This is a genomic window from Nonomuraea gerenzanensis, assembly GCF_020215645.1.
Classification (GTDB): domain Bacteria; phylum Actinomycetota; class Actinomycetes; order Streptosporangiales; family Streptosporangiaceae; genus Nonomuraea; species Nonomuraea gerenzanensis.
Genome location: NZ_CP084058.1, coordinates 234,415 through 251,957, shown reverse-complemented (window position 1 = coordinate 251,957; position 17,543 = coordinate 234,415). Strand labels below are relative to the sequence as shown.

The following is a 17,543-nucleotide window of genomic DNA, read 5'->3' as shown; positions in this document are numbered from 1 at the left end:
ACCTCCAATCACACGAGACGCCATAAAGCCGCCCTAAGTTACCACAGGCGGGTGAACCTATCCGACGATACTCGTCAGGAGAGCCTCGGCTCAGGTAGAACTCCACAAAGTTCCTTGCCTATTCCGGCACTTGGTGTCCTGGCGACCTGAGCCTGGGCCAGGCGGCGGGCCTGCGACAATGGACCGCGTGCGCGTTCTAGTCATTGGTTCCGGAGGGCGTGAGCACGCCCTGTGCCGTTCACTCAGCCTCGATCCCCAGGTCAGCGAGCTCCACTGCGCGCCAGGCAACCCTGGCATCGCGCAGGTCGCGACCGTACACGCCGTCGATCCGCTCGACCCAGGGGAGGTCGCCGCGCTGGCCGGGCGGCTGCGGGTCGATCTCGTGGTGGTCGGACCCGAGGCACCCCTCGTGGCGGGGGTGAGCGACGCGGTGCGCGAGGCCGGCTTCGCCTGCTTCGGGCCGTCCAGGGACGCGGCCATGATCGAGGGCTCCAAGGCGTTCGCCAAGGAGATCATGCAGGCGGCCGACGTGCCCACCGCGCGGTCCCGCACGTGCACCACCGAGGCGGAGGCCGCGGCGGCGCTCGACGAGTTCGGGGCCCCGTACGTGGTCAAGGACGACGGGCTGGCCGCGGGCAAGGGCGTGGTCGTCACCGGCGACAGGGCCCAGGCGCTCGCGCACGCGCTGGCGTGCGAGCGGGTGGTCATCGAGGAGTACCTCGACGGGCCGGAGGTGTCGCTGTTCGCGCTGTGCGACGGCAGCACGGCGGTGCCGCTGCAGCTCGCCCAGGACTTCAAGCGGGCCTACGACGGCGACGAGGGCCCCAACACCGGCGGCATGGGCGCCTACACGCCGCTGCCCTGGGCGCCCGACGGGCTGACCGACCAGGTCATGCGGGAGGTCGTGCACCCGACGATCGCCGAGCTGTCGCGGCGCGGGCTGCCCTACCAGGGGGTGCTCTACGTCGGGCTGGCGCTGACCTCCAAGGGTCCGAAGGTCGTCGAGTTCAACGCGCGCTTCGGCGACCCGGAGGCGCAGGTGATCCTCGACCGGCTGGAGACGCCGCTGGGCGGGCTGCTGATGGCGTCCGCGACCGGTGAGCTGGGGCTCGACCCGGTGTTCAAGGGCGGCTCCGCGGTGACCGTGGTGATCGCGGCGGAGCACTATCCGGAGGCGCCGGTCAAGGGCGACGCGATCGCGGGGCTGGAGCCGACGCCTGACGCGTACGTGCTGCACGCCGGCACGACGCAGGACGGCGACACCCTCGTCTCCAACGGCGGGCGGGTGCTCAGCGTCGTCGGCCACGGCCCCGACCAGGAGAGCGCGCGCCGGGCGGCCTACGACCTCGTCGGCCGGATCACGATGCGCGGCTCCTTCCACCGGACGGACATCGCCCGATGAAGCACCTGCACTCCGGCAAGGTCCGCGACCTGTACGAGACCGACGAGGGCCTGCTGCTGATGGTCGCCTCCGACCGCCTGTCGGCCTTCGACTACGTGTTGGAGCCCGACATCCCCGACAAGGGGGCCATCCTCACGCAGATGTCGCTGTGGTGGTTCGACCAGCTCAAGGACGTCGTGCCCAACCACGTGGTGGCGCCCGGCGACGACGCGCGCAGCGTGGTGTGCAAGCCGCTGAAGATGGTCCAGGTCGAGTGCGTGGCCAGGGGCTACCTGGCCGGGGGCGGGCTGAACGAGTACCGCGCCGGCGGCACGGTGTCCGGCGTGCTGCTGCCCGAGGGGCTGGAGGACGGCTCCCGGCTGCCAGAGCCGATCTTCACGCCGTCCACCAAGGCGCCGATGGGGCAGCACGACGAGCCGATCTCCTACGAGCAGGTCGAGGCGGAGGTCGGCGCCGAGCTGGCGGCGGAGCTGCGGCGGATCACGCTGGCCGTCTACACGCGCGGCGCGCAGATCGCCCGTGAGCGGGGCATCATCCTGGCCGACACCAAGATCGAGCTGGGCTGGGACAGCGACGGCGTGCTGACCCTCGGCGACGAGGTGCTGACGCCCGACTCCTCGCGGTTCTGGCCGGCCGACGAATGGCAGCCGGGAAGGGCACAGCCCTCTTTTGACAAGCAATATGTACGCGATTGGTTGCTATCGCCCGAATCCGGATGGGACAAAGCCTCAGGAAACCCACCACCTCGGCTCCCCGACCATGTGGTGGAGCGCACGCGGCAGCGATACCTAGAAGCGTATGAGCGCGTCACGAGGTCTTCCTTTAGCGGATGATTCGGCTGGGTCATGTGGTGTGAGCGACTACTGTTGGCCCGATCGAGCCCTCACCGTTGATTTCAAGGAGCCGCACGAATGGTCCGTTACCGCGTGCGCGGTGGCAACGCACTGCGTGGAACCGCGTTCATTCAGGGCGCGAAGAACGCCGTGCTGCCCATGATCGGTGCGGCCCTGCTCGCCCCGAAAGGCCGCACCGTCCTGCGCAACGTGCCGATCATCGAAGACGTCCGCCGCGCGGTCGAGCTGGCCGAGGCGATCGGTGCGTACGTCGAGCTGCACGAGTCCGAGCGCACGCTGGTCATCGACGCCTCCCGGCTGAACAGCCCCGTATTGCCCGCCGAGATCGCCAGGCGGTTCCGCGGCTCGGTGCTGTTCACCCCGGCGCTGCTGCACCGCCTCGGCGAGGCGATCGTCGAAGGGGTCGGCGGCTGCAACCTCGGCAGCCGCAACCTCGACTTCCACTACCTCGGCTACAAGCGGCTGGGCGCGATCGTGGACGAGGGTGAGACCGTCATCCACGTCAAGGCGTCCGGGCTGACCGGGGCGACGCTCTACCTCGACACCCCCTCGCACACCGGCACAGAAAACCTCATCATGGCAGCCGCTCTGGCCAGGGGCACCACCGTGATCGAGAACGCGGCGCTGGAGCCGGAGGTGCTCGACGTCATCGACATGCTCACCAAGATGGGCGCGCGCATCAGCGGCGGCGGCACCGGGTTCATCACCGTCGAGGGCGTGGACGAGCTGCACGCCGTCGAGCACACCGTGATGCCCGACCGCCTCGACGCGGGCGTCTTCGCGATGGCGGCGGCGCTCACCGGGGGCGAGGTCAGCCTCGTGGGCACCGGCCTGGACCTGGGGGTCGTGCGCTACAAGCTGGAGCAGATGGGGGTCGAGTTCCACCGCCAGGGTGCCGTCCTGCACGTCCGTTGCGACGGCCCGCTGCGTCCGATCAACATCATCACCGACACCTACCCCGGCTTCGCCACCGACCTGCAGTCGCCGATGATGACCGTCGCGGCGCTGGCCGAGGGCACCAGCTACATCCACGAGCGCATCTTCGACGGCCGTTTCGCGCTGGCCGGCGAGCTGAACAAGATGGGCGCCAACGTCGAGGTCGACGGCAGCCGGGCGATCGTGCGCGGCCGCACGCCGCTCAAGGGCGCCCAGGTGACGGCGCACGACCTGCGCTCCGGCATCGCGCTCGTGCTCGCCGGGCTGGCGGCCGAAGGCGAGACCCTGATCGACTCGGGATACCTGATCGATCGCGGTCACGCGCATCTCGCCGCGCGAATGCGCGCGCTCGGGGCGGACATTACACGAGAGATTTCCGAACGCTAAAAAACGCGAGAAATACCTCCTTGAGCTGCTAAAACATGTTGTCGGGCGGTCAACCAGAACGGCTTTCCGGAAAAGTCGGGCGTGACATTACGGCCCCCGCGAGCGATCGTTCCAAAAGAGAGCACTGCAACGGACGGCAGGATGGGACGAACATTGGTCGAGAGGGCCGAAGAAACTCCCCGAGTGTCACGCCCGGGCGCTATGACACCGGACCTCACCATCGGCGTGGTCGGACCCCACGACCTGGTCGAGCGAGTCATGCTGATGGGTCACGCCGCGGCACCGCTTCCGTGTCGCCTGGTCGCCGCGGCGTACCGCGACGAGCAGGAGGCGCCCGACAAGGTGACGAGGCTCGGTCCCGGTGTCGACGCGTGCCTGTTCGCCAGCCCGGTCCCCTATGACCTGGCCAGGCGATCGGGCGTGCTGACGATGCCCGCGACGTACGTGCAACTCGGCGGAGCAGCATTGGTGGCGGCGCTGGCCAAGGCGGCGCTGGACACCCGGATGGACCCGCAGCGGGTCAGCATCGACGTGGTCAGCAGGGCCGATGTCGAGGAGGCGTACACCGACCTCGGCATCCCCGCGGCGGACGTGCACAGCCGCGACGAGCCGGGCGCCACCGGCACGATCGCGGCCTACCACGAACGCCTGGCCCGGCAGGGCGCCACCACGGGAGCTCTGACGTGCCTGCCCGCGGTGGCCGAACGCCTGCACACCGCGGGCGTACCGGTCATCAGGATCAGGCCGACCTCCGCGGCGGTCCGCACGGCGCTGCACACAGCGGCGCTGCTCGGCGCGCATCACCGGCTGGAGGAGTCGCAGCTCACCGTGGTGCTGGTGGAGGTGCCGACATTGCGGGAGCCCGTACGCCGCGCCGCGCCGCGTTACTGGCGCGACGAGCTGCGGCTGTCGCTGCACCGGCTCCTGGTCCAGGAGGCGAACCGGATCAACGCCACCGTCTGGCCGATCGACGATCACAGCTACCTGGTGACCGCCACCAGGGGCTCGATCGCGGCGGCGACCGACGGGTTCAGGGTGTTGCCGTTCGCCGCCAGGATCAGGGACGAGCTGGGGCTGGCGGTCGAAGTCGGGGTCGGCATGGGGCGCACGACGCACGACGCCGAGTCGCACGCCAGGGCCGCGCTGGCCCGCACGCAGGCGGGCAAGCAGGCACAGGGCTTCGCGGTCGACCGCGAGGGGCGGGCGCTCATCCCGGCCCCGCGGATGCCGCCGACCGGGGCCACCGCGCTGAAGCCCAAGGGGGTGGAGGTGCTGGCCAGGCTGGCGGCCAAGCTCGAAGGCGGCGACACCGTGGTCGATGCCGAGGGCGCCGGCAAGATGCTCGGGGTCACGCCTCGTACGGCCCGGCGGTTGCTGCGCACGTTGGTTGACGAGGGACTCGCGTGGCCGCTTCCGCCGAACCGTACGCCGCAGCCCGGCAGGCCGCGCCAGCTCTACCGGCTGATCGTGGAGAAGCTCGGACCGCGCTGAGCCGGCGCCATGGAGCGGGCCCGCCGAGGCGGGCCCGCCCCTTCGCATGCCCCGGACATTGACGGAAAGTGTCAGGTTCGCGAACATGCGGCTTGACTCTTGTGAACTTATTGGTTGGCCCGTGGAGATGGGGGTATGTTCTCCGACGCCCCCGATCGACGGGATTCGGACGGGGGCACCAAATTCTTCCTCCGCGAGCCCGCGCCGAGGTGTGTCGTTCTTCATGAACGAATGCGCCGGGTTACCGACGATTTCGAGCAACCGCCCTGTCCGGTGGTACTGATCCGATGGGTTTCGGGCGGAGTTGTGGCGTTACCGGGCCGGAAAGACGGCTGTACGGCGCTGTGGGGGCGCTGGAGGGCCGTACGGGCACCGGTCAGCACGCACAGGCGGCACCGGAAATCGGCGCCGTCAGCGCGTCCACCGGGCGGCGGGTGACGCCCGAGGCGGTCTCCACGGCGAAGCCCTCCCGCGCCCAGTACTCGAAGCCGCCGATCATCTCCTTGACCCGGTAGCCCAGCTTGGCGAACTCCAGCGCGGCCCGGGTGGCGCCGTTGCAGCCTGGGCCCCAGCAGTAGGTGACGACCAGCGCGTCCTTCGGGATCAGCGCCGCCGCCCTGGTGGCGATCTCGCGGTGCGGCAGATGCACGGCGCCCTCGATGTGGCCCTGGTCCCAGCTCTCGCGGCTGCGCGAGTCGACGACGACCAGGCCGGGGGCCGAGGCGGCCAGGTCGGCGGCCACGTCGGCGACGTCGGTCTCGAAGGACAGGCGGGCGGTGAAGTGCGCGATGGCGGGCTCGTTCGACATGGCTCGATCCTGCCCGGAGCGCTCGTGGGGCCACCAGTGGCGCGAAAGCCGCCTACCGCTAATATCCCGCCAGAGTCCGAAGTCTGATACTCGCGGGCTTTTGTCGGTTTCGCCCTGTAGGTTCATGAGTCATGAGTGCAAACGCTGCTGACGGTCGACGGACGCTCATGATCTGGGGCGCGCTGGCGATCGTCTACGTGGTGTGGGGCTCGACGTACCTCGGCATCAAGATCGCCATCGAGACCATGCCGCCGCTGTTCCACGGCTCCTTGCGGTTCGTGGCAGCCGGTCTGCTGCTCGCGGGCTTCCTGCTCGTCACGAAGAGGCTGGCGCCCTTCAGGATGACGCTGAAGCAGCTCGGCGGCGCCGCACTCGTCGGGCTGCTGCTGCTGACCGGCGGCAACGGCATGGTGGCGGTGGCCGAGCAGCACATCTCCAGCGGGCTGGCCGCGCTGCTCGTGGCGTCGGTGCCGCTGTGGCTGGTGGTGCTCAGGCTCGCCTTCAGGGACCGGCCCGCGCTGCTGACGCTGGTGGGGGTGCTGGTCGGGTTCGGCGGGGTGGCCGCGCTGTCGCTGAACGGCGGCGGCGAGAGCGCCGGCACGACCGGGATCGTGGTGATCCTGCTCGGGTCCGTGTCCTGGTCGATCGGCTCGTTCCTGTCGTCGCGCATCCCCATGCCACCCAACGTGTGGACGGCCAGCGCCGTCGAGATGCTCGCCGGCGGCATGGGGCTGGCCGTGGTCGGCGCCTCCGTCGGGGAGCGGTTCGACCTGGCGGCCGTGTCGGGGCGGTCGTGGGCGGCGCTGGCGTACCTGGTGCTGGTGGGGTCGCTCGTCGGGTTCACCGCCTACACCTGGCTGCTGGGCAACGCGCCGATCTCGCTGGTCTCGACGTACGCCTACGTCAACCCGATCGTCGCCGTCATCCTGGGCGTGCTGATCGTCAACGAGCACGTGACCGTGCAGATCGTGCTCGGCGGCCTGGTGATCCTGCTCGGCGTCGCCCTGGTGGTCTCCACGGAGCGGCGCGCCAAGGCCCGGGCGGCACCCACACCCGAGACCGTCCCCGCCTCCCGCTGAACCCGGGGCGGCCCGAGGCCGTACCTCCCCGTGGAAGAGGGCGGGAGGTTCGGCGGATGTGGTCGTACCGGACAGGGATCGTGATGGTCGCGCTGCTGTCGCCGGCGGTGCTCGTGGCCGGTGGGCCCGCGGGCGCGCACGGCGCGCTGGAGGACCCGCTCAGCCGGGCCGCCGCCTGCGGGGCGGAAGGGCCCAGGCAGGCGGCCAACTCGGCGGCCTGCCGGGCGGCGGTGCGGGTCAGCGGTGGTGTGCTGCCTCGCAGCTGGGACGATCTCCGCGTCGCGAACGTCGCCGGGCGGGATCGGCAGGTGGTTCCCGACGGGAAGCTGTGCAGTGGTGGGCTGGCCGCGTTCAAGGGGCTCGACCTGGCTCGGGCCGACTGGCCCGCGACCACGGTGCGGGCCGGTGCGCGGTTCGCCTTCCGATACCGCGGCACCATCCCGCATCGGGGGGTCTTCCGGCTGTACGTCACCAAGAAGGGGTACGATCCCGCGCGGCCCTTGCGGTGGGCGGATCTGGAGCGGAAGCCGTTCCTCACCGTCACCGATCCTGAGCTGAAGGACGGGTCCTATACGTTCTCGGGGCGGTTGCCTGTGCGGAGTGGTCGTCATCTGATCTACGCGGTGTGGCAGAACTCCGATACCCCGGACACCTACTACTCCTGCTCCGACGTGGTCTTCCAGCGGGCGGCCAAGGGGGCTGCCGCCGCCGCCGCGCCGCCTGCTCGGCCCGCGGCGGCCGGTCGGGTGGCTCGCGTCGGTGAACGGGACGCGAGCTGGCTGGTCGGCGGGTCGGTCGTGCTGGCCGGGTGCGCGGGGGCCACCGGACTGCTGATCTCGCGCCGCCGGCACCGCTGGCAGCGGTAACCGGCCGCCCAGGCGGATGCGGCCGGCCGCCTCGCCATCCGGGCGCAACCGGCCGGTCGGGGCGGGTGCCGGTCAGGTCAGGGCGGCGGTGGCGGCGCGCAGGTCGTCCAGCTCGCGGCGGGCGAGGTCGGCGAAGCCCTGCTCGTTGGCCGGGTCGGCCCAGCGGGCGTAGGCGTTGCGGAAGGCGAGGCAGCCGAGCTCGGCCGCCAGGCTCGCGGCCGGGTCGGGCACGCCGCGTTCGCGCAGCGCGGCCGCCATGCCCTCGGTCAGCGCGGCGAGCTTGAGCAGCTCGCGCTCGCGCAGGTCGTCGTGACCGGCCACGATCGCCTGCCGCTGGCGCGCCCACGCGTGCCGGTCGGCGGTGAAGACGCCCGCCATGGCGTCCAGCGCCGCCCTGAGCGCCTCGATCGGCGTCGCCCCGGCGGGAGCGCCCGTGATCGCGTCGGCGAACAGGCGGTTGAGCACGTCCTGGCCGCCGAACAGCACCTCCCGCTTGTCGGTGAAGTGCCGGAAGAAACTGCTCTTCGCCAGCCCGGCCCGCTCGGCGATCTCCGCGGCGGTGGTGCTGTCGTAACCCCGCTCCACGAACAGCTCCAGCGCCGCGCGTTCCAGGCGCTCACGCGCGTTCGGCTCCCATCGCCCCATGCGTCACAGTCTACGTGATGAGACTTGGTCCTATCGCCGTGCTACGGTGATGAGACCAAGTCCTATCAGGAGGCAGTGTCATGCGTGTGTTCGTCACCGGAGCTTCCGGCCACCTCGGCTCGGCCGTCGTGCCCGAGCTGCTCTCCGCCGGTCATGAGGTCGTCGGCCTCGCCCGTTCCGAGACCTCGGCCGCCGCGTTGACGGCGCTGGGCGCCGAGGTCCGGCCGGGCGATCTCGACGACCTGGGCGGTCTGCGCGAGGCCGCCGCCGATGCCGACGGGGTGATCCATCTCGCGTTCAAGCACGACGCCATGGTCGCGGGGGACTACGCGAGCGCCGTCGAGGCCGATCTGGCGGCCTTGCGGGCCTTTCGCGAGGCGCTCGCGGGCACCGGGAAGCCCTTCGTGGGCACGTCGGGGACGGGGATGTTGTCGCACGCGCCGGAGCATGCCGCCACGGAGCCGGGACGCGCCGCTGCGGAGGATGTGGTGCTGGCGCCCGGCCCCGGGCTGCTGGCCAGGGCCGGCGCCGAGAACCTGGCCGTCGACCTCGCCGGGAGCGGCATCAGGTCCTCGGTGGTCCGGCTGCCCCCGACCGTGCACAGCGAGCTGGACCGGCACGGCTTCGTCCCGATGCTCATCGCCACCGCCCGGGCCACGGGTGTGTCCGGTTACCTCGGCGACGGTGGCAACCGCTGGCCCGCCGTGCACACCCTGGACGCCGCCCGCGTGTACCGGCTGGCTCTGGAGCAGGCGCCGGCCGGGTCACGGCTGCACGCCGTCGGGGACGAGGGCGTGCCGTTCAGGCAGCTCGCCGAGGCCATCGGCCGTCACCTGGACGTGCCCGTCGCCGCCATCCCGGCCGAGCGGGCGCAGGAGCACTTCGGGTTCCTGGCGGGCATCGTCCCGCTCGACAACCCGACCTCCAGCGAGCGCACGCGGCGCCTGCTCGGCTGGCAGCCGGCCCACCCCGGCCTGCTCGCCGACCTCGACCTGGGCCACTACTTCGCGACCTGAGGACCATGCGGCTACTTGGTGTGCAGGAACTCCTCGGCTGCGGCCAGGAACGCGTCGTTGGCCTCCGGGGAGCCGATCGACACGCGCACCCCCTCCTCCCCGTACGGCCGCACCGCCACGCCCTGCGCGGCGCAGGCCGCGGCGAAGACCGGGGTCTGCGCGCCGAGGCGGAGCCAGACGAAGTTCGCCTCGGTGGGCGGCACCGTCCAGCCCTGCGCGATGAGCGCCTCGCGCACGCGGGTGCGCTCCTTGACCACCGCCTCGACCCGCTCCTGGAGCTCGTCCTCCGCCTGCAGCGAGGCGATGGCGGCGATCTGGGCGAGGTGGTTCACCGCGAACGGGATGACCGTCTTGCGGACGGCCGTCGCCACCGGCTCGGGCGCGATCAGGTAGCCGACGCGCAGGCCCGCCAGCCCGTACGCCTTGGAGAAGGTGCGCAGCACGGCGACGTTCGGCCGGTCGCGGTAGAGCGCGAGGCCGTCGGGGACGTCCTCGTCACGTACGTACTCGCGGTACGCCTCGTCCAGCACCACCAGCACGTCCTCGGGGACCCGGTCCAGGAACGACTCCAGTGCGCCCCGGCGGATCGCGGTGCCGGTCGGGTTGTTCGGGTTGCACACGAACACCATGCCGGTCCTCTCGGTGATCGCGTCGGCCATGGCGTCCAGGTCGTGGTCCTCGCCCGCCAGCGGCACCATGACGGACGTCACCCCGGCCAGGTCCGCGAGCAGCGGGTAGGCCTCGAACGACCGCCACGCGTACACGACCTCGACGCCGGGCTCCCCCACCGACTCGAACAGCTGCTGCGCCACCGTCACGGACCCCGGGCCGAGCGCGACGTGCTCGGCCGGCACGTCGAAGCGCTCCGCGATCGCCTCGGTCAGCTTGACCGCGCCGGGGTCGGGGTAGCGGTTGACCTGCCGCGCACCCTCGGCGATGGCCTCGACCACGGAGGGCAGCGGGTCGTACGGGGATTCGTTGGAGGACAGCTTGTACGAGCGCCCGTCGGGGGCGGCGACCGCCTTGCCCGGCTTGTAGGCGGCCATGGTGTCCAGGATGCGGCGGAAACGAGGCATGGCATCACTTTAGATGAGGCTTCAACCCGTACCCTTGCCCTGCCCACGCTTGCCCAGCGCCGCGCTGACCAGCTCGGCGGCCTTGTCGGCGGCGGCGTACCCGCGCTTGCCGCCCTGCACGGTGATGGTCACCGAGACGTTCGCCTGCGTGAAGGCGACCTTCGTCGAGTAGATCTGCGAGCCCTGCCAGCTGAAGGGCATGGGGCCCGTGTGACTGAATCCGCCGTCGCCCACCGACGGACCTTGGCGGACTTTGGTGCCCGGGGTGCGTTTCGGCTCGTCCTGCATCATCTTCACGGTCTGCTTGTGCATCATGTCCGCGAGCGAGGCGCTCGGCGCCCGGTAGGCCATCAGCGTCAGCACCTGGAAGCTGCCGCCGCGCCACGTGCAGCTCGACTCCACCACCCACTGGCGCTTCACCGAATGCCCGAACAGGGAGCGGACCTGGGCGTTCGTCAGCAGGTCGCACGCCTCGAACTCGCCGATGAGCGCGGGGGCCGGGGTGGTTCTGGTCGCGCTGGGGCGGGGGGACGGGGTGTAGGTGGTGCGGGGCGCCAGGGCGTAGCCGATGAGGCGGATGGCGTTCGGGAAGACCTGCGGCACCACCACGACGGCGGCGGCGGCCGTCAGGACGAGCGCGAGGGTCGCGCCCAGGAGGACCTTGGTGCGGCGGCGCCGGCGTCGGCCGGGCATGGTCTGGCCCTGGCCGAAGGGGGGACCGGTCGCGTGACCGCCTGGTCCGATGGGCGGGTGTGTGACCGCTGAACCGCCTGGCCCGGCAGGTGGGTGCGTGCCCGCGGGACCGCTCGGCCCGATGGGAGGGTGCGTGCCTGACGCGCCGGGTGGATGCGTGCCCCGGGCCCCGGTCGCGCCCAGGTGCGCGGGCGGGTCGGTGCCCTGGGCGATGGCCGTCAGCCAGCCGGTCGCCTGCTCCGGGGTGCAGCGCCGGGCGGGGTCCTTCTCCAGGATCGCGGCCAGCACCGGCCCGAGCGGACCCGCCAGCCGGAACGGGGCCGGCTCCTGCATCAGCACCGCCGCCAGCACGGCGGCCTCGTTGTGCCGGGAGAACGGCGGGGCGCCCTCCACCGCCGTGAACAGCGTGGCGCCCAGCGACCACAGGTCGGCGGGCGGGCCGTCGGGCTCGCCGCGCAGCCGCTCGGGGGCGATGTAGCCGGGCGAGCCGCTCAGCAGCCCGGTCTGGGTGAGCGCCACGTCACCGGCGATGGTGGCGATGCCGAAGTCCGTCAGCAGCACCCGGCCGTCGTCGGTGAGCATGACGTTCGCGGGCTTGACGTCGCGGTGCAGGATGCCGGACGCGTGGGCGGCCGACAGCGCCTCGATCATCCGCAGGCCGATCCCGGCGACCCGGCCAGGCGGCAGGGGGCCCTCGTCGCGTACCACCCGGTCGAGTGCACGGCCGCGGACGAGCTCCATGACGATCCAGGGCCGCCCGTCGTCGAGCACCACGTCGTGCACGGTCACGATGGAGGGGTGGTCGCGCAGCGCCGCCGCGGCGCGCGCCTCGCGCAGCGTGCGGTCGGCCAGCTCCGTGCGCGCCGCCTGGTCGAGATCCGGCGGGAGCTTGACCTCCTTGATCGCCACTTCCTGGCGCAGAAGCTCGTCCATGGCCCGCCAGACGGTGCCCATGCCGCCCTGCCCGAGCTGATCCAGCAGCCGGTAGCGGCCCGCGAGCAACGTCACCGCGCCGCCGCCGTCGCGATCAACCGTCGTCTCCTTGTCGCCGGGGGGTACGGGCATCTCAGATCCTAGAGGGGACCGGGTGGGTGCGTCACCGATTCATCACCATTCGTCACCTTGCGGGACTGGCTGTTCCACGACTGGCGCCGAGCTTGTCGTGGATGGTGGGGGTCCCAGCTCTGAAGGCTGGGGGATGTGAGGGTTACTCCTTGAGGCTGCGGAGCATCGGAGGGTGGAGGAGCTCGGCGGGGCCGCGGCGGTAGAGCTTGGCCGGGCGGCCGCCGTCGCGGGTGGTGGTGCCGCCCGTCTCCAGCAGGAAGCCCTCGGCCTTGGTGACCTTGCGGTGGAAGTTGCGGGGGTCGAGCTGGCGGCCCCAGACGATCTCGTACACCCTGCGGAGGTCGGCGACCGTGAACTGCGGGGGGCAGAAGGCCGCTCCGAGCGAGGTGTACTCCAGCTTGCCGCGCGCCCGCTCGATGCCGTCGAGCATGATGCGGCGGTGGTCGAAGGCCATGACGGCGAGGGAGTCGATGGGTTGCCAGCTCATGTGGGCCTTCTCGGAGGCCGGGAGGTCGGGGGCCAGGCCGAGGTAGGCGACGCTCAGGACGCGCTGGCGGGGGTCGCGGTCCGGGTAGCCGTACGTCTGGAGCTGCTCCAGGTGGACCGGGGCGCCGGGGAGGCCGGCGCGTTCGGCGAGGATGCGGTGGGCGGCGGCCGGGAGGTCTTCGTCGAGCTGGATGAAGCCGCCGGGGAGTGACCAGCGGCGCAGGAACGGCGGGTTGTCGCGGCGCCACACGAGCGCGCACAACGCCTGGTTGCGTACGGTGAGCACGACCAGGTCGACACTGACCGGGATGCTCGGGACCATGGCAGGCACGTTACACGCAGGAGTACGAGCCAGCGAACCGGACGAAGGCCACGTCAACCCGCCGTACGACCCTCGCCGCACCAGCCCGCCGCACAGACCGTACGAACCGTCACAGCCGGTCGGCCGGCGAGGGTCAGCCGCCCGGTGTCGCAGCCGCCTGCGTGGAGATCCGCACGTGCAGCGGCTCCGTGGCCGCCTGCCCCGACGGGAGCTTGACCCCGATCTGCACCCACTCCCCGGCAGGCACCTGAGTCCAGTCGAACGGCACCCACGCGGTGGCCATCCCCACCGGCAGCTCCTCCTCGATCGGGTCCTCGTCCAGCCACCCCACAGCCGACACCACCAGATCCTTGCTCCCCCCGGACCACGTGATGGTGATGGTGCTGTCCTTGAGGTTGTAGCCGCGGACCTCCACCCCGTCCTGGACGTCGCGCGGGCGCCGGATGGCGTCCACCGCGATCGGCCGCTGCCAATCCCGGGCAATCTCCGTTTCGAGCGACGGATCACCACATGTCATGAAATCGCTCCACATATAGGAGACGATCTTCTGAACATAACGCCCGGCCATCGTCACCGCCTGATCCAGGCGCTTCTTGTCGGTCTTGCCGCGTGAGCCCGTCGGCGCGCACGGCTGGTCGCCCGACGGCTCGAACGCCTCGACGTTCGCCCACAGCTCCACGTGATAGCCCTGGTCGAGCAGCTCCTCCCGGGCCGCCGCCATCTCCCGGTAGTAGTCGCGCGTCGAGCCGTGGTAGGCCGTGTCGTACGTCGACTCCCCCACCATCGACTGCAGCCGCTCGTCCACCTCGCTGTCGCGCTCGTCGGGCCAGAACAGGCCGACCTTGCCCGTCCCCCGGCTGTCCTGCGGCGCGATGATCCCCACCCCGGTCTTCACCAGGGCCTTGAACCCCTCGGCCACCTGCTTGGGGGTCTGCCCGAAGGGCACCCGCTTGCGCGCGTCGAGGTAGGGGCTGATCAGGATCGGCTTGCCGAGCTCCTGCTCGACGATGGAGTGCTGGTCGGCGTAGACCTCCAGCGTCGGGTTCGTGGCCAGGGTGGCCGACATCTGCACCTCGAACGGCTGGTACACGCCGCCGAGCGCGTCGCGGCCCTCGAAGCGGGCGCCGTAGTCCTGGAGGATGCGCCTGGTCAGCGTGGTGAGCGTGCCGAGGTGGCGCCTCTCGGCCCTGATCTTGTTCTTGGAGTCGCGGGGGGCCAGCGGCAGCGCGGGGAAGACGCGCATGCCGAACTGGTCGCCCAGGTCGAGGAGCTGGGTCAGGCTGTCCGCGCCCTGGTTGGAGCCGGCCACCAGGATCAGGTCGTACGATCTGGCCTTGCTGCTGAAGTCGCAGGTGGCGTCGTCGGAGCCGTCCGGCTGGGTGATGAGCCGGTAGTAGGTGCGCTTGCCGGCCTTGACGGCGTGCTCCATGGCGGGGCAGCGGAAGAGGTCGGGGCCGAACAGCTCGTCGGTGCGGTAGACGTACACGCGGCCGATGCGGTTGTCCGGGTTGGCCTCCCGCAGGTCGTCGAGGGCGGCGTCGTGGCAGCTCAGGCCGTCCTCCTCGCAGGGCTCGTAGAGCGAGTCGACCGTGCCTTCCTTGAGGATCCGCCCGGCGTCGTTCACCGTGCGGAACTGCAGGCCGTAGCCGATCCTGATGATCGTGTCGCCGCCGACGCGATGGATCTCCTGGAGCTGGGTGCGCCAGGTGCAGGGGTTCGACCTGGGGGTGATCCAGTAGCCGGTGACCGCGTACGGGGCCTTCTTGTCGGTGTCGAACGTTCCACAGTCGTCGGTGAACTCGTCGACCTTCGGTGTCGGCTCGGTGCTCGACGGCTTGGGCGCCGCCGACGTGGCGGTGGCCACGGGGTCGGGGTCACCCGGCGGCAGGACGATCACCAAGGCGGCGACCACGGCCACGATGGCTGCGCCCGCGGCAAGGAGGAGCCAGCGCACGTTCGAAACCTACCCCGCCCTCTTGCGATGCGATTACGGCTTGACCCCGGCCCAGGACTCCAGCTGCGCGACGAACCGCTTGGCGGAGTTGGGCCAGTGGTGGTTCGCGCGGGCCGCCGCGTAGCCGCGCGCGCCCTGGGCCCGCCGCTCCCGCACGTCGTCGCGCAGGGTCAGCACGGCCTGCGCGACCGCCTTCGGGTCCTGCCACGGCACCACGACGCCGCTGTCGTAGCGCTCGACCAGCTCGACCGCGCGCGGCGACGGGGTGGTGATGACGGGGATGCCGTGCGCCATGTACTCGACGATCTTGGTCGGCATGGAGTGCCGGTAGTTCGGCTCGTCGTGCAGCAGCGACAGCCCCGCGAGCGCCCCGTCGAGCCGCTTGAGCGCCTCGTCGTTGGGCATGAAGTCGCGCCACTCCAGCAGGCCCTCGGTGACGGCCTGGTTGAGCATAGGACGGCTCTGCGGGTCGGCGTACCCGATCAGCTCCACCGCCACCCGGTACGGCTGCAGCAGCTTGGCCACCTCGACCGCCTCGACCACGCCGCGCGCCCTGGACAGCCACCCGAGGTAGACGATCCGGTCGTCACCCGGCGGGGTGACGGAGTCGGGCACCCAGGTCTCGTTCGGCACGATCAGGTGAGCGTGCTTGAACCGGCCCGCGTACGCCGTCTCGGCCAGCAGCAGGTGCATGTGCCGCTCGGCGGTGCCCTCCAGCATGCGGGCGAAGAAGCGCACCGGCGGCCGCAGCGGCGCGGGCAGCCACGGCTTGAGCGACAGCGTGGCGGGGGTGTCCTCGTGCACGTCCCACACCACGGGCGGCCTGTTGCGGATGCCCCAGACCGCGAACAGCAGCTCGGGGTCGTGGATGAGGACGAGGTCCACCTTGTCGCGCATGCGCTTGAACAGCCGCCGGGCGGCCCACACCGCGGCCATCCGCTTGCGCTGGGCGGCCCGCGGGAGATCGACCCCGTTGACCCACGGCCGGGGCACGACCCCGTGTGCGGTGAACGAGGCGGCATACGTGACCTCATGACCGGCATCCACAAGGGCACGGATCTGCCGATGCAGAATCCTCGCATCCTCGGGGTTATGCACCACCGTCATGACGAGCACGTGCACTGCGCGCAGCCCTCCGTCGCTACAGCCGCTCGACGCGTTCACCCTCGGCGAGCACGCCGCGGGTGTCCAGCACGAGCTTGGCCTTCGCCTCGACCATGTCGAGGTCGAACGCGGCGTGCTGCTGCAGGAGCAGCGTCACGTCCGCGTTGATCACGGCCTCGGCCAGATCCTCCTCACGCGGCACCGGGGTGCCGTCCACCGCCCACTCCTTGACGTACGGGTCGGCGAACGAGAGCTCCGCACCCAGCTCCAGCAGCGCACGCGCCACGGGCAGGGCCGGGGTCTCGCGCTCGTCGGCGATATCCGGTTTGTAGGTGACGCCGAGCATAACGACTCTGGCGCCGTTCACGGGCTTCTTATGCCTGTTGAGCAAGCGCTGTACGCGGGCGACCACGTACGAGGGCATCCGCTCGTTGATCTCCTGTGCCAGCTCCACGAACCGGAACGGGTAACCGAGCTTGCGCACCGTGTACGACAGGTACGACGGGTCGACCGGGATGCAGTGCCCCCCGACGCCCGGCCCCGGCAGGAACTTGTGGAAGCCGAACGGCTTGGTGGCCGCCGCCTCGATGGCCTCCCACAGGTCGATGCCGAGCTCGTCGCAGAAGATCGCCATCTCGTTGACGAGGGCGATGTTGACGTGCCGGTAGGTGTTCTCCAGCAGCTTGGCCATCTCGGCCTCGCGGGTGCCGCTGACCGGCACCACCTGCTCGATAAACTGCCCGTAGAACGCCGTGGCGCGGTCGCGGCAGGTCGGCGTGTAGCCGCCGACGACCTTCGGGGTGTTGCGCAGGCCGTACTTGGGGTTGCCCGGGTCGATGCGCTCGGGCGAGAAGGCCAGGTGGAAGTCCTCGCCCGCCTTGAGCCCGGAGGTCTCCAGCAGCGGCCTGGCCAGCTCGTCGGTGGTGCCGGGCCAGGTGGTGGACTCCAGCACGACGAGCGTGCCCTTGGCGAGGTTGCGCGCGACGGTCTTGGTGGCTCCCTCGACCGCGGACAGGTCGGGGCGGTGGTCGTCGTCCAGCGGCGTGGGCACGCAGATGACGATCGTGTTGCTCCTGGCCAGCACGGTCTCGTCGAGCGTGGCGCTGAACCCGCTGGCCAGCATGTGCTCGAGGTCGGCGTCGGTCAGGTCATCGATGTAGGACTGCCCGGCGTTGAGCGCGTCGACCTTGGTGGGGTCCACGTCCAGGCCGACGACCCGCAGGCCGGCGGCCACAGCCTCCTTGGCGAGAGGCATGCCGACGTAGCCCAGGCCGATGACAGTCAAGTCGATTTCTGTCACAGCTGTGCCTTTGGGAGCCGGAAACAACACTTCATGGTCGCAAAGGTTATCTCAAGTCC

Annotated in this window: 15 protein-coding genes; 7 read left to right on the top strand and 8 right to left on the bottom strand. The window is 71.0% G+C overall.

Translation table 11 applies throughout. The annotated features are described in order from the left end of the window. The first annotated feature begins 187 nt into the window (after window positions 1-187). The 4 genes from purD to LCN96_RS01320 all read left to right on the top strand — a co-directional run bounded on the left by purD (window position 188) and on the right by LCN96_RS01320 (window position 5,070). The gene (gene purD, locus LCN96_RS01335) at window positions 188-1,402 is read left to right on the top strand and encodes a phosphoribosylamine--glycine ligase (protein WP_225270763.1); all 1,215 of its coding nucleotides are present in this window, start codon (window positions 188-190) and stop codon (window positions 1,400-1,402) included. After that, window positions 1,399-2,235 carry a phosphoribosylaminoimidazolesuccinocarboxamide synthase gene (locus LCN96_RS01330; protein WP_225270762.1) on the top strand — a complete coding sequence of 279 codons (837 nt, stop codon included), beginning with the start codon at window positions 1,399-1,401 and terminating at the stop codon, window positions 2,233-2,235. The genes purD and LCN96_RS01330 overlap by 4 nt, the downstream gene beginning before the upstream one ends. A 78-nt stretch (window positions 2,236-2,313) precedes the next feature. Then, the gene (gene murA, locus LCN96_RS01325; RefSeq protein WP_225270761.1) at window positions 2,314-3,579 is read left to right on the top strand and encodes a UDP-N-acetylglucosamine 1-carboxyvinyltransferase; all 1,266 of its coding nucleotides are present in this window, start codon (window positions 2,314-2,316) and stop codon (window positions 3,577-3,579) included. A gap of 201 nt (window positions 3,580-3,780) precedes the next feature. Beyond that, entirely contained in the window at window positions 3,781-5,070 is a 1,290-nt protein-coding gene (locus tag LCN96_RS01320) for a GTP cyclohydrolase IIa (protein ID WP_148438240.1), read from the top strand. A gap of 376 nt (window positions 5,071-5,446) precedes the next feature. Here LCN96_RS01320 and LCN96_RS01315 read toward each other — a convergent pair whose 3' ends face one another. Next, window positions 5,447-5,878, bottom strand: coding sequence for a rhodanese-like domain-containing protein (locus tag LCN96_RS01315; protein WP_225270760.1), 432 nt, complete (start codon window positions 5,876-5,878; stop codon window positions 5,447-5,449). 131 nt (window positions 5,879-6,009) lie between these two features. Here LCN96_RS01315 and LCN96_RS01310 point away from each other — a divergent pair, with 131 nt between their 5' ends. Beyond that, window positions 6,010-6,957 (top strand): EamA family transporter, encoded by a 948-nt coding sequence (locus tag LCN96_RS01310; RefSeq protein WP_225270759.1) that lies wholly within the window; start codon window positions 6,010-6,012, stop codon window positions 6,955-6,957. A 56-nt stretch (window positions 6,958-7,013) separates the two neighbouring features. Further along, window positions 7,014-7,823 (top strand): lytic polysaccharide monooxygenase auxiliary activity family 9 protein, encoded by an 810-nt coding sequence (locus tag LCN96_RS01305; RefSeq protein ID WP_225270758.1) that lies wholly within the window; start codon window positions 7,014-7,016, stop codon window positions 7,821-7,823. A gap of 72 nt (window positions 7,824-7,895) precedes the next feature. Here the strand turns inward: LCN96_RS01305 and LCN96_RS01300 are convergent, their stop codons facing one another. Further along, window positions 7,896-8,468, bottom strand: coding sequence for a TetR/AcrR family transcriptional regulator (locus LCN96_RS01300; protein WP_225270757.1), 573 nt, complete (start codon window positions 8,466-8,468; stop codon window positions 7,896-7,898). A gap of 80 nt (window positions 8,469-8,548) precedes the next feature. Between LCN96_RS01300 and LCN96_RS01295 the strand changes: the two genes are divergently transcribed. Continuing rightward, window positions 8,549-9,484 carry an SDR family oxidoreductase gene (locus LCN96_RS01295; RefSeq protein ID WP_225270756.1) on the top strand — a complete coding sequence of 312 codons (936 nt, stop codon included), beginning with the start codon at window positions 8,549-8,551 and terminating at the stop codon, window positions 9,482-9,484. A gap of 11 nt (window positions 9,485-9,495) precedes the next feature. Here the strand turns inward: LCN96_RS01295 and hisC are convergent, their stop codons facing one another. The 6 genes from hisC to LCN96_RS01265 form a co-directional block, all read right to left on the bottom strand. After that, complete coding sequence (gene hisC, locus LCN96_RS01290) at window positions 9,496-10,560, bottom strand: histidinol-phosphate transaminase (protein WP_225270755.1); 1,065 nt, start codon at window positions 10,558-10,560, stop codon at window positions 9,496-9,498. 21 nt (window positions 10,561-10,581) lie between these two features. Further along, complete coding sequence (locus LCN96_RS01285; RefSeq protein ID WP_225270754.1) at window positions 10,582-12,318, bottom strand: serine/threonine-protein kinase; 1,737 nt, start codon at window positions 12,316-12,318, stop codon at window positions 10,582-10,584. A 142-nt stretch (window positions 12,319-12,460) separates the two neighbouring features. Continuing rightward, the gene (locus LCN96_RS01280; protein WP_225270753.1) at window positions 12,461-13,126 is read right to left on the bottom strand and encodes an NUDIX hydrolase; all 666 of its coding nucleotides are present in this window, start codon (window positions 13,124-13,126) and stop codon (window positions 12,461-12,463) included. Window positions 13,127-13,259: 133 nt separating this feature from the next. Continuing rightward, window positions 13,260-15,080: a DUF4434 domain-containing protein gene (locus LCN96_RS01275; RefSeq protein ID WP_225270752.1), complete on the bottom strand. Its 1,821-nt coding sequence runs from the start codon at window positions 15,078-15,080 to the stop codon at window positions 13,260-13,262. Between the two features lie 33 nt (window positions 15,081-15,113). After that, complete coding sequence (locus LCN96_RS01270) at window positions 15,114-16,202, bottom strand: glycosyltransferase (RefSeq protein WP_225270751.1); 1,089 nt, start codon at window positions 16,200-16,202, stop codon at window positions 15,114-15,116. A 19-nt stretch (window positions 16,203-16,221) separates the two neighbouring features. Then, window positions 16,222-17,469 carry a nucleotide sugar dehydrogenase gene (locus LCN96_RS01265; protein ID WP_225270750.1) on the bottom strand — a complete coding sequence of 416 codons (1,248 nt, stop codon included), beginning with the start codon at window positions 17,467-17,469 and terminating at the stop codon, window positions 16,222-16,224. Window positions 17,470-17,543: the final 74 nt, after the last annotated feature.

Coding starts and splice junctions, on each gene's coding strand:
- LCN96_RS01330 (WP_225270762.1), top strand. CDS start 1,399: ATGAAGCACCTGCACTCCGGCAAGGTCCGCGACCTGTACGAGACCGAC.
- murA (WP_225270761.1), top strand. CDS start 2,314: ATGGTCCGTTACCGCGTGCGCGGTGGCAACGCACTGCGTGGAACCGCG.
- LCN96_RS01320 (WP_148438240.1), top strand. CDS start 3,781: ATGACACCGGACCTCACCATCGGCGTGGTCGGACCCCACGACCTGGTC.
- LCN96_RS01315 (WP_225270760.1), bottom strand. CDS start 5,878: ATGTCGAACGAGCCCGCCATCGCGCACTTCACCGCCCGCCTGTCCTTC.
- LCN96_RS01310 (WP_225270759.1), top strand. CDS start 6,010: ATGAGTGCAAACGCTGCTGACGGTCGACGGACGCTCATGATCTGGGGC.
- LCN96_RS01305 (WP_225270758.1), top strand. CDS start 7,014: ATGTGGTCGTACCGGACAGGGATCGTGATGGTCGCGCTGCTGTCGCCG.
- LCN96_RS01300 (WP_225270757.1), bottom strand. CDS start 8,468: ATGGGGCGATGGGAGCCGAACGCGCGTGAGCGCCTGGAACGCGCGGCG.
- LCN96_RS01295 (WP_225270756.1), top strand. CDS start 8,549: ATGCGTGTGTTCGTCACCGGAGCTTCCGGCCACCTCGGCTCGGCCGTC.
- hisC (WP_225270755.1), bottom strand. CDS start 10,560: ATGCCTCGTTTCCGCCGCATCCTGGACACCATGGCCGCCTACAAGCCG.
- LCN96_RS01285 (WP_225270754.1), bottom strand. CDS start 12,318: ATGCCCGTACCCCCCGGCGACAAGGAGACGACGGTTGATCGCGACGGC.
- LCN96_RS01280 (WP_225270753.1), bottom strand. CDS start 13,126: ATGGTCCCGAGCATCCCGGTCAGTGTCGACCTGGTCGTGCTCACCGTA.